Source organism: Vibrio sp. Vb1026 (assembly GCF_033338745.1).
GTDB classification, from domain to species: domain Bacteria; phylum Pseudomonadota; class Gammaproteobacteria; order Enterobacterales; family Vibrionaceae; genus Vibrio; species Vibrio alginolyticus.
In genome coordinates this window covers 1-14,661 of the sequence record NZ_JAWOTH010000007.1, presented here as the reverse complement: position 1 = coordinate 14,661, position 14,661 = coordinate 1, and the positions used below count along the sequence as shown (strand labels likewise).

Annotated in this window: 11 protein-coding genes and 1 other annotated feature; of the genes, 5 read left to right on the top strand and 6 right to left on the bottom strand. The window is 44.2% G+C overall.

Translation table 11 applies throughout. The features are described 5' to 3' along the window. Positions 1 to 156: 156 nt before the first annotated feature. Positions 157 to 1,824 (bottom strand): energy-dependent translational throttle protein EttA, encoded by a 1,668-nt coding sequence (ettA, locus tag R7E47_RS12470; RefSeq protein WP_005381894.1) that lies wholly within the window; start codon positions 1,822 to 1,824, stop codon positions 157 to 159. Between the two features lie 364 nt (positions 1,825 to 2,188). Between ettA and sltY the strand changes: the two genes are divergently transcribed. Both sltY and trpR read left to right on the top strand, forming a co-directional pair. After that, the gene (gene sltY / locus R7E47_RS12465) at positions 2,189 to 4,135 is read left to right on the top strand and encodes a murein transglycosylase (RefSeq protein ID WP_031812891.1); all 1,947 of its coding nucleotides are present in this window, start codon (positions 2,189 to 2,191) and stop codon (positions 4,133 to 4,135) included. Positions 4,136 to 4,148: 13 nt separating this feature from the next. Further along, positions 4,149 to 4,457, top strand: a complete 309-nt coding sequence (trpR, locus tag R7E47_RS12460) for a trp operon repressor (RefSeq protein ID WP_005381892.1) — start codon at positions 4,149 to 4,151, stop codon at positions 4,455 to 4,457. Between the two features lie 110 nt (positions 4,458 to 4,567). Here the strand turns inward: trpR and yjjX are convergent, their stop codons facing one another. From yjjX to bamD, 5 genes are all read right to left on the bottom strand, one after another. Continuing rightward, positions 4,568 to 5,101, bottom strand: a complete 534-nt coding sequence (yjjX, locus tag R7E47_RS12455) for an inosine/xanthosine triphosphatase (protein ID WP_025768441.1) — start codon at positions 5,099 to 5,101, stop codon at positions 4,568 to 4,570. Positions 5,102 to 5,125: 24 nt separating this feature from the next. After that, complete coding sequence (pheA, locus tag R7E47_RS12450; RefSeq protein ID WP_017636154.1) at positions 5,126 to 6,304, bottom strand: prephenate dehydratase; 1,179 nt, start codon at positions 6,302 to 6,304, stop codon at positions 5,126 to 5,128. A 12-nt stretch (positions 6,305 to 6,316) separates the two neighbouring features. After that, positions 6,317 to 6,438: a sequence feature (Phe leader region), on the bottom strand. A gap of 108 nt (positions 6,439 to 6,546) precedes the next feature. Beyond that, positions 6,547 to 6,873, bottom strand: a complete 327-nt coding sequence (gene hpf / locus R7E47_RS12445; protein ID WP_005381889.1) for a ribosome hibernation-promoting factor, HPF/YfiA family — start codon at positions 6,871 to 6,873, stop codon at positions 6,547 to 6,549. Positions 6,874 to 7,198: 325 nt separating this feature from the next. Then, positions 7,199 to 8,680 (bottom strand): lytic transglycosylase F, encoded by a 1,482-nt coding sequence (locus R7E47_RS12440; RefSeq protein WP_315974890.1) that lies wholly within the window; start codon positions 8,678 to 8,680, stop codon positions 7,199 to 7,201. A 148-nt stretch (positions 8,681 to 8,828) separates the two neighbouring features. After that, entirely contained in the window at positions 8,829 to 9,557 is a 729-nt protein-coding gene (bamD, locus tag R7E47_RS12435) for an outer membrane protein assembly factor BamD (protein WP_005381876.1), read from the bottom strand. A 136-nt stretch (positions 9,558 to 9,693) separates the two neighbouring features. On the opposite strand from bamD, the gene rluD reads away from it, so the two are divergent. The 3 genes from rluD to clpB all read left to right on the top strand — a co-directional run bounded on the left by rluD (position 9,694) and on the right by clpB (position 14,119). Next, positions 9,694 to 10,671, top strand: coding sequence for a 23S rRNA pseudouridine(1911/1915/1917) synthase RluD (gene rluD / locus R7E47_RS12430; RefSeq protein WP_005381875.1), 978 nt, complete (start codon positions 9,694 to 9,696; stop codon positions 10,669 to 10,671). Between the two features lies 1 nt (position 10,672). Next, positions 10,673 to 11,401 (top strand): peptidoglycan editing factor PgeF, encoded by a 729-nt coding sequence (pgeF, locus tag R7E47_RS12425; RefSeq protein ID WP_149192045.1) that lies wholly within the window; start codon positions 10,673 to 10,675, stop codon positions 11,399 to 11,401. A 144-nt stretch (positions 11,402 to 11,545) separates the two neighbouring features. Further along, complete coding sequence (gene clpB, locus R7E47_RS12420) at positions 11,546 to 14,119, top strand: ATP-dependent chaperone ClpB (protein ID WP_033906115.1); 2,574 nt, start codon at positions 11,546 to 11,548, stop codon at positions 14,117 to 14,119. Positions 14,120 to 14,661: the final 542 nt, after the last annotated feature.

Below are 14,661 nucleotides of genomic sequence, written 5' to 3'. Positions count from 1 at the left end.
TTGAAAAGTGTCGAGGTCGCTACAGAGTGACGTAAGTGCAATGTCATGTTCTTAACGAACGAGACGGGCTAATGAGCTCTTTTTATAACAAAGAAAACAAAGGCCGCTATGATAGCGGCCTTTGTACAAATTACAATCAAACTTTGTGGGTTGCGATTATTTCGCAATACGCTTGTATTTGATACGGTGTGGTTCTGCGGCTTCAGGACCCAATGTTTTCTTCAACCAATCCATGTACTCTGTGTAGTTACCTTCGTAGAAGTTAACTTGGCCTTCGTCACGGTAGTCAATGATGTGGGTCGCGATACGGTCAAGGAACCAACGGTCGTGCGAGATAACCATTGCACAACCAGGGAACTCTAGTAATGCTTCTTCTAGAGCACGCAGTGTTTCAACGTCAAGGTCGTTGGTTGGTTCGTCGAGTAGCAACACGTTGCCGCCCGCTTTAAGAAGCTTCGCAAGGTGGACACGGTTACGCTCACCACCCGATAGTTCACCAATAATCTTTTGTTGGTCACTGCCTTTAAAGTTAAAGCGTGAACAGTATGCGCGAGCTGGGATTTCGAAGTTGTTGATCTTAATGATATCAGCACCTTCAGAGATCTCTTGGAATACGGTTTTAGAATCGTCCATGCTGTCACGGAACTGATCGACCGATGCCAGTTTTACTGTATCGCCCATCTCAATTGTGCCCGAGTCTGGTTGTTCAGTACCACTTAACATCTTGAATAGCGTCGATTTACCTGCGCCGTTCGCACCGATGATACCAACAATCGCACCTTTAGGGATGCTGAATGACAGGTCATCAATCAGAACACGACCGTCAAATGACTTGGTCAGGTTCTTCACTTCAATAACCTTATCACCTAGACGCTCACCAGGTGGGATAAACAGTTCGTTGGTTTCATTACGTTTTTGGTGATCAGAGCTTTGCAGTTCTTCAAAGCGAGCCATACGTGCTTTTGACTTCGCTTGACGACCTTTAGGGTTTTTACGTACCCACTCAAGCTCTTTCTCGATAGTCTTTTGGCGAGCACTCTCTTGGGAGGCTTCTTGTTGTAGACGAGCGTCTTTTTGCTCCAGCCATGAGGTGTAGTTGCCTTCCCATGGGATACCTTCACCACGGTCCAGTTCTAAGATCCAGCCCGCAGCGTTATCTAGGAAGTAACGGTCGTGGGTGATGGCTACTACGGTACCTGTGTAATCCACTAAGAAGCGCTCTAGCCAAGCCACTGATTCTGCATCTAGGTGGTTGGTAGGTTCATCAAGCAATAGCATGTCTGGCTTAGAAAGTAGCAAGCGACAAATAGCCACACGGCGGCGTTCACCACCTGATAGGTGCGCAATTTTTTGGTCCCATTCAGGTAAACGTAGTGCGTTTGCTGCACGCTCAAGCGCATTTTCTAGGTTGTGACCATCTTTCGCTTGGATAAGGGCTTCTAGCTCGCCTTGCTCTTTTGCAAGTGCGTCGAAGTCTGCATCTGGTTCAGCGTATGCTGCGTAGACTGCGTCCAAACGTTTCAGAGCGTCAGCAACGTCAGCAACCGCTTCTTCAACAACTTCACGAACGGTTTTTGATTCGTCTAATACTGGTTCCTGAGGTAGGTAACCTACGTTTAGACCAGGTTGTGGACGCGCTTCACCGTCGATATCCGTGTCGATACCTGCCATGATACGTAGCAGTGTGGATTTACCTGCACCGTTCAGACCTAAAACACCGATTTTCGCACCAGGGAAGAAGCTCAGAGAGATGTCTTTAAGAATTTGACGCTTAGGTGGCACAATTTTGCTCACCCGCGACATGGTATATACGTATTCAGCCATTGCCGATCGTTCCTAAATTAACTGTCATTCAAACCCATCATTTTATACCAAGTGCTTTGTTTTTGTTACCGCATTGCAAGAATTTCCCTAACGAATGGATTTCTTATTTTGAGCTGACCGGAAACTTACACGGTTAGGGTATACACTTTTGTTATTCGTTAAGAATGACGAAGTGTTTTCTATGCGAGTTAGAAACGCTTTGTCTCCATCGTCTTAAAAGTTTGACGAGTACAATTTTTAATACACTAAGTTGCTTTACATGGACATCTGCATTCTGTGTAAATAGATGCATGTGTGAAAATTGCCTTAACATCACATGAACTCTAACAAAACTAGGCTTTAGGGCAGTATATGTCTGGGGAAAATGACACAAATGAGATTCAACGTATCTGAATTGGCTAAAAACGTATGCTGCGCCGCCGCGTTGTGTGCTATGAGTTTGAGTGCTAATGCCGCGCTGAGTTTGGAAAAGCAGCGCGAAGTATATGAGCAAGCTCAAGATTTATTAGATAAAAATGACATCGACGGATACCTTTCGATTCGTCCTAAAATTTCTGACTATCCACTAACGCCTTATGTGGATTACCGCACTTTTATTAGACAGTTACCGGAAAAGTCACCACAACAGGTGAACGAGTTTATTTCTGAGCACGAGTCTTTTCCATTTTCTCGTCGAGTTCGCGCTCCATACCTCAATCATCTTTATAAGCAAAAAGATTGGAAAACCATTACTGAGTTTCAAAAAGTCATTCCTAGTGGTGAGCGTTACCAATGTATTTTCTACGTCGCTCAATTAAAGCAAGGCAAGAAAGTCGCGGCGTTTAAAGGGGCTGAACATATGTGGTTACGTGGCATCAGCATTGCTGATGAGTGTGACCCATTATTTGAAGCATGGGACAAGGCGGGTGAGCGTACCGATGAACTGATTCTACAGCGTATGTTACTGGCGTTTGATGCTCGTAATGGCGGTTTGATGAGTTACTTGCTCAAACTGCCTAAATCAGCGCAGGCAAAGCAACAAGCCAAAGAAATGAAAGCGTTGTTTGATAATCCTTCAAGTGTTGCGGAATTCGCGAAGAAAAAACCTGCGAATGATTTTAATCGAGCGCAAAGTGAATATGCGTTAGAAAAGTTGGCTCGCATGAACACTAGCCAAGCACAAGGTGCGTACGATGCTGTCATTAAAGGACAGAAGTTTTCTCCAGAAAAAGCGCAAGAACTTGCCGACTATATTGCATTTCGATTGACTCGTACGGAGTCTGAGTCATTAGCTAAATGGCGCGATGATAAAACGAAAACCAGTCAGTACTTACCGTTGATTGAAACGCGCATCCGCTTAGCGATTCAAAATGCAGATTGGAAAGGCGTACAAGAGTGGATTGCTGTTCTAAATAAAGAAGAACAAGCCACGCTACGCTGGCAATATTGGCTTGGAAGAAGTGAAATAGCGTTAGGTGATGACATCGCGGGGAAACAGCGTTTAGCAACTCTGCTTGGGCAACGAAACTTCTACAGTGTGGCTGCCGCCAATGCAATCGGGCAATCAATCAAATACCCAACGCATACGGTTAAGTTGGATAAGAAAGTTGTTCAACCCTATCAAGACTCGTTAGCTCGTATCGAAGAGTTGATCGCGACGGATAAAATCGCAGCAGCGAAGAGTGAATGGGCACACTTACTGCGCCGCGTAGGGAAAGATGAAAAGGCGATGTTGGCGGCTTATGCATCATTTAAACGTTGGCATCACCTAACGGTGACCGCGAGTATTCAAGCGCAGATGTGGGATAATATCGAACTTAGGTTCCCAATAGCACACCGCTGGTGGTTTAACTTTTATGCGAAAAAGCACAACATTGATCCCGTCACGATGATGTCTCTCGCTCGACAGGAAAGTGCGTTAGATGTTGAAGCCCGCTCTCCAGTTGGCGCTCGTGGTCTTATGCAGATCATGCCTGCGACGGCGAAGTACACGGCACGTAAATATAAGTTGAGTTATCAAGGTACGCAGGATCTCTACAATGTAGGAAAAAATATCGAAATTGGTAGCCATTATTTGCAAGGTTTATTAGAGGATTACGATAATAATCGTATTTTTGCTCTTGCTGCTTATAATGCAGGTCCTAACAGAGTAAAAACGTGGCGAGAGCGTACCCAAGGAAAAGTGGATGCTTATGCCTTTATTGAGGCAATTCCATTTAAAGAGACGCGCGGTTATGTACAAAACATCTTGATGTTTGAAACATACTATCGTGATCTTTTGGGTATCGATGGCGCGTTCTTGAATCAACATGAGATCAATACCAAGTATTGAGTGAGGTAACTTGATGTCGCACGAACCCGAGTACAAAGACTGGCAACAGATTATTGAGCTAATTCGAACAAGTATGGGCACCCAGCAAGATGACATGCTGTTAACAATGCTGATGTCACGTGATGAGAGAGAGTCATTAATATCACGCGTTAATATAATTAACGAACTTCTTAAAGGAGAATTATCTCAACGTCAGATCAGTCAGATGCTTGGTGTGGGCATTGCCACCATTACTCGTGGCTCTAACGAACTAAAGTCGAAATCTGATGAAGAAAAAGACAAGTTGAAAGTCTTGTTAGAACAAGTTGCGGTATCTAAGTAGACAGTATATCCAATTTGCTTTTAGGCCTTGGTGTTACAATTGACTAAGATAACGTATTACAAAGGGCGGAAATATCCGCCCTTTTGCGTATCTAGAGAATAGGCTGAGTGTTATAAATTTGAAGGAAAGTGCTCAGGGTTTGTGAATGGAATCAAAGCCAGAATCAAGGCTTGGTGATAGACCGAGCTTCGAGTTAGCTGGTTTTGGGTTAGTAGGCTAATAGCGCCACCTTTCTGTTTGATGTTATCAGTACCAAACACTTTGTCCATTACATCTCCCAACTCATTCGCATCCTTGAGTTTTTCCAAGACTTTTGGCGGCAACATTAAGCTTGCAGAACGAGATTCACCGCGGTGAGTCTCTGACTCAACCACCATCCAAGCAAACGTCACGTTTGCTTCAATTCCCGCTTCGAGACCGACATAGTAATCCGCGTTTGGCATCTCTACTTTTGCGTTTTTAACGCGGTTTAGCGCACCACGATGAGTTTCTTCATTCGTCATGGGCTGATCTGCGACCTCACTCGGTACACTGATGCCAACGAAGTTGAACTCTTGATGCGGAAATGCATTACGAAATGCACTTTGAACTGCATTAATTTTGGCTGGGTTTAGCGATGCGATTACGACTTTTTGGGTTGCCATGATCTTTTTACTCACTGGTGTCTATTAACTCAATTTTACTTGCGTAGGCTTTACGTTCTCACTCGGGTAACAGCCTAATACTTTCAAGTGCTTAGTGATTTTTGTCAGCTCTTCAAGTGCCTGTTGCATTTCTGTCGAAGCAAGATGTGATGTCAAGTCTACGTAGAACATCTCTTCCCACGGGTTCCCCATAATTGGGCGTGATTCTAGCTTGGTCATATTGATGCCGTAACGTTGCAGCACTAATAGTGTTTCAACCAATGAGCCTGCCTCTTGGGAGGTCGACATGATCAATGTGGTTTTTGCTGGAATTTGAGTAGAAACTTCAACCGGTTTACGAGCAACCACGATAAAGCGAGTATGGTTTTCGGTTTGGTTTGCGATGTTGCCTTGAATTGCTTGCAAGCCATATAGCTTACCGCTTGATGCATTACCAATTGCAGCTACATCATCACGATCCATCTCTTGGACTTTCTGCATTGCATCTGCTGTGCTCGCGCAGGACTCCAGCTTTACTCCTTTCATACGGCTTAAAAACTCACTGCACTGTTGGTGTGGCTGAGGGTGAGAATACAGCGTTTTAATATCTTCCAGACGAATGTCTTTTTTCGCAACCAAGCAGTGTTCGATTGGTTGAGTTAGCTCTCCAACGATGTAAAGCGTCGTGTGTTGTAGTAAGTCATACACTTCATTAATAGAGCCTGAGCTGGTGTTTTCGATTGGCAGAACGCCATAATCAGCATGGCCAGATTCAACCGTTTGAGTCACTTCTTTAAAGTGCTCGCAGTTGAGCTCGATAAGCTCCGTATTTTTACGACTGAAGTATTCGCGACTTGCCAAGTGCGAATAAGAGCCTTTGGCTCCTAAAAATGCGACGCGAGCAAGTGGCTTACGGCTTTGCTGTGGGTTAACGAGATTTTGCAGATAACTTTGTTGAAGCAGAACTGAGTCTTCAATGATGGTATGGAAAAGTTTGGTGATGTACTGCGCGTCAAGTTCGTATTTATCTTGGCCATTAGAAATCAGCTTGACCAATAATTGCTGTTCACGGACGGCGTCGCGAACAGGCTTTGAGGTTTGTACTTTGCTTTTGGCTACTTCAATGCTGAGTTTACGGCGCTCAGACAACAAGCTGAGAAGTTGGTCATCCAACTCATTCAAGCGTAAACGAATTTCTTCGAGGGAAATAGGTTGGTCAGTCATCAATTCTTTCCTTATAAAAAAGCCTCCCGATTTGGGAGGCTTTCTGTTTGTTTTTGACTTTTCTTTCACAAACGAGTTCGCCCCTCCAACTATGGGAGGAAAAAGAAGTCAAAAATAAACAGTGAGGTTAAATGCATAAATAGTGCTTAATTTATGAGTGTTTAAACACAATAAGCAAGGCTGGGGAGAGCGTCAAGCAAAAAAATAGCGCCTTTCGGCGCTATTTCCTCAATATGTTCAGTTTACTCTTCTTCTTCCACTAGCTCAGGCTTACTTGCACGTCGAGCTTCAGGTTTGTGGGTCAGCTTGTTCAATTGTCGTTCTAGTTTTTGCTCCACTTCGTTGATAGCTGCGTAAAGATCTTCGTGAGTTGCTGAGGCAATGAGCTGGCCTTTAGGAACTTTGATAACCGCTTCGAATTTCTTCTGTTTGTTTGGTTCCTCACTGAAAGTTGCTTGGCAACCAATTAGGTCTACTTGCCATTTCTCCAGTTTTTTAAATTTGCTCTCAATATGAGCTCGGATTGCAGAGGTGATTTCGATGTTTTTGCCAGTGATATTCATTGTCATAAGTGTTTTTCCTCTGTTGCATCCCTCATGGGTTGAGTTCAGATTACCGCTTTAAGCATAAAAAAATGTGATTCAGATCATTATTTTGCTTGGGTTTTTTATGATGAAAAATGAATGTGATCTCACTCAAGAACTTCTGAGATTTATCGTGAAATTGCTTGTTATCGGTTAGTAAATCCGTAGATTGGATAGAGTACTCAGCTGAAAACGGCCTCGTTTTTAGGGAAGTTTTACGGCCTAATATTTGAGGTGGTTAAAATTTAACTACACGTAAGGTGTGATGACGATCACTGAGTCTTTCCAATGAATCCATTTAAAAAGCCGCTTACTGTACAAGCGGCTTTTTACTGTCTGGCATTTGGCTGACTTTTCGTAGCGGTATCATGAAAATGGGGTCTTTTGGGGCTAGTGAAACCCTTTCTAGACTTTTGACTTGATCCAAACTTTCTAGTTGTTTGTATATTATGTAGTAGCGATTAATGCTTGTGACGTACCCAACCGTTGAGCTTAAACTTTTCCGCATAACGACTTCCACGTTATTAAACCAAACATTAGGATCGTAACCTTGTTGGGCTGCACGCTTACGAATACGCTCTACATTACCGGGGCCCGCATTGTAAGCCGCCAATGTAAAGTAGAGTTTATTTTGTGCAGTGATATCAGGATCACTGAAGTACTGCTTACGCAAAAAAGCTAAGTATTTCACTCCAGCATGAATGTTGTTTTCTAATTGTCGAACATTTTTGATATTGATATTCGGATCTTGAGCGGTGCTGGGTAGGACTTGCATTATGCCAACGGCACCTCGGCTTCCAACTAGGTCGTTATTAAATCCTGATTCCTTGTAAGCGATTGCAGCGATCAGTAAATAGTCGATATCGTATTTCTCACCATAGCGTGAAAATAGCGCCGCGAGTTTTTCTAGTTGAGCAATTTTCTTAGGGTTAAGAGCTCTGTTCAACCATCCCGTGTTATCGATGTATTTACCGTAAATAACGTTACCGAGTAGTGTCCCAGAGCGAGACTTCTGGATGAACTTATTCACGACGGCTTTTAATTTGGGACTATTTTCTCGCATTGCCCAAGCAATTTTGCCATTTTTGCGGATAGGGATTTTTTTATGCACCCGAATATCATCCATCACTTTCAGCCAAAGCTTGGCTTTATGGCTATCGAGAACAATGGCTCTGACGTAACCATTGTTGAGCATTCCGACCAGCTCATAATCTTGAAGTGTTTCTTCAATAAAGTGCACGATAACAGGCGGTAAGCCTTTTTTGTTTAGTTTCTTATTTAGTGTCTGAATGCTTTCAAAGTAGCTAGAGCTGGCGCGCACCCAAATCTCTTTGCCGCTCAGTTGTTCGATTTTCGTCATCGTTGGTGTGCTTTTGTTTGTCACTACCCACTCTTGAATGTCAGTGAGAATGGGTGAACTGAACTCCACTTTCTGTTTGCGCGTGTCGGTAATAGTCAGGTTGGCGACAACTAAGTCTCCTGAACCGTTTTCTAAGGCTGGCAGTAGCAGGTCGCGGGCAACAGGAATAATTTGTACGTCAAGCTTTGGTTTGAGTTTACGAAGGTCTTTTTCGAAATGCGCTAGCAATTCCGCGCCTATGCCTTTTGGTGTGCCGCCCTCAATGTAGTAAAAGCCTAAATCAGCAGAAACTAAGACGCGCAGTACATTCTTCTCCTTGATGACATCGAGGTCCCCGGTATAAGGAGGCTGTTTGAGCGGCGAGATTTGCAGTGCGCAAACGGAAGCAGACAATAGGAGCAGCATAACTGCGCAAAGCTTAGATATCGTCACGTTCACATCCTTTTTATAAAGGGGGGAGGAGAACTTTAAGCATATGTGGAGCTAGGAAGATCATCAAGAAAGGGCTGAATACACTATTGAGAGTAATAAAAAACCGCCACGGTAAAAACGGTGGCGGTTCAGTTTAAAGCAAGTTCAATTACTTCACAGGGTTGAGCTCGATAAGCTTTTCAGTTCTTGCTACGGCGTCTTCCAAACCAAGTTGCTTGTAGGCCTCTAACTGGATAGTCAGTGACTTACGTGCAGCTTCTGTGTCTGGATACGCTTTTTGTAGCTCTTGGCTACGATTAATAGCAGCGACCCAAGCTTCACGGCGAAGGTAGAAGTCAGCAGTCGCTAAATCATAGTTCGCTAGACGGTTTTTCAGCGCGACCATACGTTTTTGTGAATCTTCTGCATATGGGCTATTCGGGTAGCGTTGAAGCAGTTTTTTGAAGTCATCAAACGCTTTTTTTACCGGTTCAGGATCGCGATCGCTTCGATCTACGCTGAATAAATCATGCATAAAGTTACGATCTTGCGCCATGTGGCTTAGACCTCGCATGTACAGCACCCAATCCATCTTTTCATGGGTTGGATTTAAACGCATAAAGCGAGAAATGGTTGCCAAGCCCAAAGCAAGGTCGTCGTTTTTGTAGTACGCATAGATTAGGTCAAGCTGCACCTGTTCTGAGTAGGCACCGAATGGGTAACGTGAGTCTAATGCTTCCAGTTTCTCAATTGCAGAAAGCCAATTACCACTTTGAAGAGAAATCTGTGCGTCTGCATACAGTTCCGAAGGCGGCACATCAGGAACGATTTCTTCTTTGCTTGCACATCCAAACAGAAGGGATACCGCTAAAAGGCCTGTTAAAGTCTGACGTTTCATATCAGGAGTCTGTTCCTTGAATCTAAATATTTCTTAAGCTGCCGTTACTTTCTTTCCAGTAACAGATACAATGACGTAATAGTCTATTTTTTCACAGTCGTGAGCATTAGTCTCACAGTTTTTAAAAAAGTTCGATATGGCTCAGCAGATTGTATTAACAAATACCGTAAAAGATAGCCAGTTAGGTCAACGTTTAGACCAAGCTATCGCCGAATTATTCGCGGACTTCTCTCGCTCGCGCCTAAAAGAGTGGCTGCTTGATGGGAAAGTTCAAGTTGATGGTGAAGTTGTCACTAAACCTCGTACCAAAGTAATGGGTGGCGAGGAAATTACATTGCAAGCCGAGTTAGAAGATGAAGAACGCTGGGAAGCGCAAGATATCCCGCTAGATATCGTCTATGAAGATGAAGATATTATCGTTATCAACAAACCTCGTGACTTTGTGGTTCATCCGGGCGCTGGTACGCCTGATGGCACTGTACTTAATGCGTTGTTGCATCATTACCCTGATATTGCAGAAGTACCTCGTGCAGGTATCGTGCACCGTTTGGATAAAGACACAACGGGTTTGATGGTGGTGGCGAAAACCGTTCCTGCACAAACTCGTCTGGTTCGCGCACTGCAAAAACGTAATATTACTCGTGAGTACGAAGCGATAGCTATTGGTCGTATGACAGCGGGCGGTAAAGTGGATCAACCTATTGGTCGTCACTCTACTAAGCGCACGCTTATGGCGGTAGCACCAATGGGCAAACCAGCAGTAACGCACTACCGTGTTGCTGAACGCTTCCGCGAACACACGCGTATTCGCTTGCGTCTAGAAACGGGTCGTACGCACCAGATTCGTGTGCACATGTCTTATCTTCAGCATCCGCTGCTCGGTGATATTGCATATGGTGGACGTGCTCGCATCCCGACAGGTGCGTCTGAAGAGCTAACGGCAATGATCCGTGGCTTCGATCGCCAAGCATTGCATGCAGTAATGCTGCGCTTTGAGCACCCAATTACGGGCGAAGTTCTTGAGTTTCATGCCCCTGTGCCTGATGACATGGTTGTGATGACTGAAGCGCTTCGTCAAGATACAGAAGAGCACGGCTTACCGGAAGAATTCTAATATGAAGACGATCATTCCGAATTGGCCAGCGCCTAAAAATGTCAAAGCTTTCGCCTCAACACGCATAGGCGGATTTTCGACAGGCCCTTACCAAGGGCTAAATTTAGGTACTCACGTTGGGGATGATTTGTCTTTAGTAGAGAAGAACCGAGCTTGGTTGGCGCAACAGGCAAGCATGCCAAATGCGCCAATCTGGTTAAACCAAACGCATTCAACCGTTGTGGCTCAAGCAAATGAACCAACAACACAGGCGCTTGATGCGGATGGTGTATTTACTTCTTCAAGCCATGTTGTTTGTTCAGCGATGACCGCCGATTGTTTACCTGTATTATTGACTAATACACAAGGTACGCAAGTAGCCGCTGTTCACGCAGGTTGGCGCGGCTTAGCAAATGGCATTGTCGAAAATGCGTTAGCGTTGTTTTCTGGTGAAGTGATAGCGTGGCTTGGCCCTGCCATTGGCCCTCAAGCCTTCGAAGTGGGTGAAGATGTTCTGCAAGCTTTTGTTGATTTTGATTCACAGGCGAATCAAGCATTTGCTCCACGCGATATCGACGGTAAATGGTTTGCTGACATGTCGGTGTTGGCAACGCAACGTCTAAACCGGGCTAGTGTGACACAAGTGTTTGATTCTGGACTTTGTACTTACCAAGATAAAGCCTCTTTTTACTCTTATCGCCGTGATGGTAAGACTGGTCGACAAGCAACCTTTATTTGGATCGAAGACTAGCTATAAGCACCAAAGTGCTAAGATGCATACTACTATTTTTGCAAAGCTATCTTTATTCATTCACTCCCTTGAAATTCCCCACCCGAGTATCCATCTTTCTAACTGTCAAAAGAATTTCCTTTAGTTGAGGTTAGGAAGGTAGATATGCGTCTTGATCGATTCACAAGTAAGTTTCAAATCGCTATCTCTGATGCTCAATCACTAGCGTTAGGGCGCGATCATCAATATATCGAGCCAGTTCACCTCATGGTGGCTTTGCTTGATCAAAATGGCAGTCCAATTCGTCCATTGCTTACTATGCTGGATGTGGACGTAACGCATTTACGCTCTAAATTGAGTGAAATGTTAGATCGATTACCAAAAGTCAGTGGCATCGGTGGGGATGTTCAGCTCTCTAGCTCGATGGGCACATTGTTTAACCTGTGTGACAAAGTGGCGCAAAAGCGTCAAGACTCCTATATCTCGTCTGAAGTCTTCCTGCTTGCCGCTTTAGAAGATCGCGGACCATTGGGGCAATTGCTCAAAGAGATCGGCTTAACAGAGCAAAAAGTCAGCCAGGCAATCGAAAAGATCAGAGGTGGTCAAAAGGTCAATGATCCGAATGCAGAAGAGCTTCGTCAAGCATTGGAAAAGTTCACCATAGACCTTACCGAACGTGCAGAGCAAGGTAAATTGGATCCGGTTATCGGCCGTGATGATGAAATCCGTCGTACTATCCAGGTATTGCAGCGTCGTACTAAAAACAACCCTGTGATTATCGGTGAACCAGGCGTAGGTAAGACAGCAATTGTTGAAGGCTTAGCGCAGCGCATAGTTAACAATGAAGTACCTGAAGGTCTGCGTGGTCGCCGTGTGCTATCACTGGATATGGGCGCACTGGTTGCTGGCGCGAAATACCGTGGGGAATTTGAAGAGCGTTTAAAATCAGTATTGAATGAACTTGCTAAAGAAGAAGGCAACGTCATCCTCTTCATTGATGAACTACACACTATGGTCGGTGCTGGTAAAGGTGAAGGCTCAATGGATGCGGGCAACATGCTAAAACCGGCATTAGCTCGTGGTGAGCTGCACTGTGTTGGCGCAACAACATTGGATGAATATCGTCAGTACATCGAAAAAGATGCAGCATTAGAACGTCGTTTCCAAAAAGTGCTGGTGGATGAGCCGACCGTTGAGGATACCGTGGCGATTTTACGTGGCTTGAAGGAGCGTTATGAGCTTCATCATCACGTCGAAATTACCGACCCAGCGATTGTTGCTGCGGCGAGTTTGTCACATCGCTATGTCTCCGACCGTCAGTTGCCGGATAAAGCGATCGACTTAATCGACGAAGCGGCTTCAAGCATTCGTTTACAAATTGACTCTAAGCCGGAGTCCTTGGATAAGCTTGAGCGTAAAATCATCCAACTCAAAATTGAACAACAAGCACTAAGTAACGAGCACGATGAAGCGAGTGAAAAGCGTTTGAAAGCGCTTAATGAAGAACTCAATGAAAAAGAACGTGAGTACGCTGAACTAGAAGAGGTTTGGAATACAGAAAAAGCAGCTCTTTCTGGCACTCAACATATTAAGTCTGAGCTTGAACAAGCTCGTATGGACATGGAGTTTGCTCGCCGTGCTGGCGATCTAAACCGTATGTCGGAGCTTCAATATGGTCGTATTCCTGAACTTGAGAAGCAGTTAGATCTTGCAACCCAAGCTGAAATGCAGGAAATGACGCTATTGCGTAATAAAGTAACCGACAACGAGATTGCAGAAGTACTTTCTAAGCAAACCGGCATTCCGGTATCCAAGATGCTAGAAGCGGAAAAAGAGAAACTACTTCGTATGGAAGACGTGCTGCATAATCGTGTGGTAGGGCAAAGCGAATCGGTCTCTGTTGTATCGAATGCCATTCGTCGTAGTCGAGCTGGGCTTTCTGATCCAAACCGACCAATTGGCTCCTTCTTATTCTTAGGTCCAACTGGTGTGGGTAAAACAGAGCTTTGTAAGACACTTGCGAGCTTTATGTTCGACAGTGAAGATGCGATGGTCCGTATCGATATGTCTGAGTTCATGGAGAAACACTCAGTGGCAAGGTTGGTTGGTGCTCCTCCAGGCTATGTCGGATATGAAGAGGGTGGTTACTTAACTGAAGCGGTTCGTCGCAAGCCGTATTCGGTAATTTTGTTAGACGAAGTAGAGAAAGCGCATCCGGATGTATTTAACATTCTGCTGCAAGTTCTCGATGATGGGCGTTTAACGGATGGTCAAGGTCGTACTGTTGACTTCCGTAATACGGTTGTGATCATGACATCTAACTTGGGTTCATCTCGTATCCAAGAGAATTTCGCAACATTAGACTATCAAGGTATCAAGAGTGAAGTGATGGATGTGGTTAGCAAACACTTCCGCCCAGAGTTCTTGAACCGTGTTGACGAAATCGTGGTGTTCCATCCACTTGGTCAAGAGCACATTAAGTCCATTGCTTCTATTCAATTGGAACGTTTGGCGAAACGACTAGAGGAGAAAGGCTATCAACTAGAAGTTTCCAACAAAGCACTCGACTTGATCGCTCAAGTTGGTTTCGATCCTGTGTATGGTGCGCGTCCTTTAAAACGTGCAATTCAGCAGAATGTCGAGAACCCGTTAGCCAAATCAATTCTTTCTGGTGAAATCGTTCCAGACAAGACAGTGCAGCTAATTGTTACTAATGACCAAATTTGTGCTCATCAATAATTGTATGGATACAGTAAAATTGAGATAAAAATCACACTAAAGGGGCCGTTTGGCCCCTTTTCTATAGTTTTTTAGAGTCTTTTGTCTGTTTTCTATACGAATAAACTAAAAAGGTGAGTTTTTTTAAAAAATGCACTTGTGTTCTTTAATGAACTCCCTATAATGCGCCTCCGTTGTCACGGGAAAGCAAGTGAAGCGGAACCTAAACAACTACGGTTAGTGAGTTAAAATTAACTCGCAGATAAATAACTTAAAAAAGTGTTTGACACGATAAGTTATCTAGCTAAAATAGCCGTCCACTTTGAAGAGAACTTCGAAGTGTGCTCTTTAAAAATATAGACCTATCAATCTGTGTGGGCACTCGTTGATGATAATCCAATTAGAAGCTTAGGCTTCAAATTAGGTTTCAATGATACGAAGTGACCATTGAATCGAAAGATTCAGCACAGTCAATTCAAACATTACTTATGTAATGTTCAGTATTCATTGAGCCGAACAAAATCTTAAATTGAAGAGTTTGATCATGGCTCAGATTGAACGCT

What these genes read in the sequence shown, in the direction of transcription:
- ettA (WP_005381894.1), bottom strand. Translation starts at nt 1,824, where the DNA reads ATGGCTGAATACGTATATACCATGTCGCGGGTGAGCAAAATTGTGCCA.
- sltY (WP_031812891.1), top strand. Translation starts at nt 2,189, where the DNA reads ATGACACAAATGAGATTCAACGTATCTGAATTGGCTAAAAACGTATGC.
- trpR (WP_005381892.1), top strand. Translation starts at nt 4,149, where the DNA reads ATGTCGCACGAACCCGAGTACAAAGACTGGCAACAGATTATTGAGCTA.
- yjjX (WP_025768441.1), bottom strand. Translation starts at nt 5,101, where the DNA reads ATGGCAACCCAAAAAGTCGTAATCGCATCGCTAAACCCAGCCAAAATT.
- pheA (WP_017636154.1), bottom strand. Translation starts at nt 6,304, where the DNA reads ATGACTGACCAACCTATTTCCCTCGAAGAAATTCGTTTACGCTTGAAT.
- hpf (WP_005381889.1), bottom strand. Translation starts at nt 6,873, where the DNA reads ATGACAATGAATATCACTGGCAAAAACATCGAAATCACCTCTGCAATC.
- bamD (WP_005381876.1), bottom strand. Translation starts at nt 9,557, where the DNA reads ATGAAACGTCAGACTTTAACAGGCCTTTTAGCGGTATCCCTTCTGTTT.
- rluD (WP_005381875.1), top strand. Translation starts at nt 9,694, where the DNA reads ATGGCTCAGCAGATTGTATTAACAAATACCGTAAAAGATAGCCAGTTA.
- pgeF (WP_149192045.1), top strand. Translation starts at nt 10,673, where the DNA reads ATGAAGACGATCATTCCGAATTGGCCAGCGCCTAAAAATGTCAAAGCT.
- clpB (WP_033906115.1), top strand. Translation starts at nt 11,546, where the DNA reads ATGCGTCTTGATCGATTCACAAGTAAGTTTCAAATCGCTATCTCTGAT.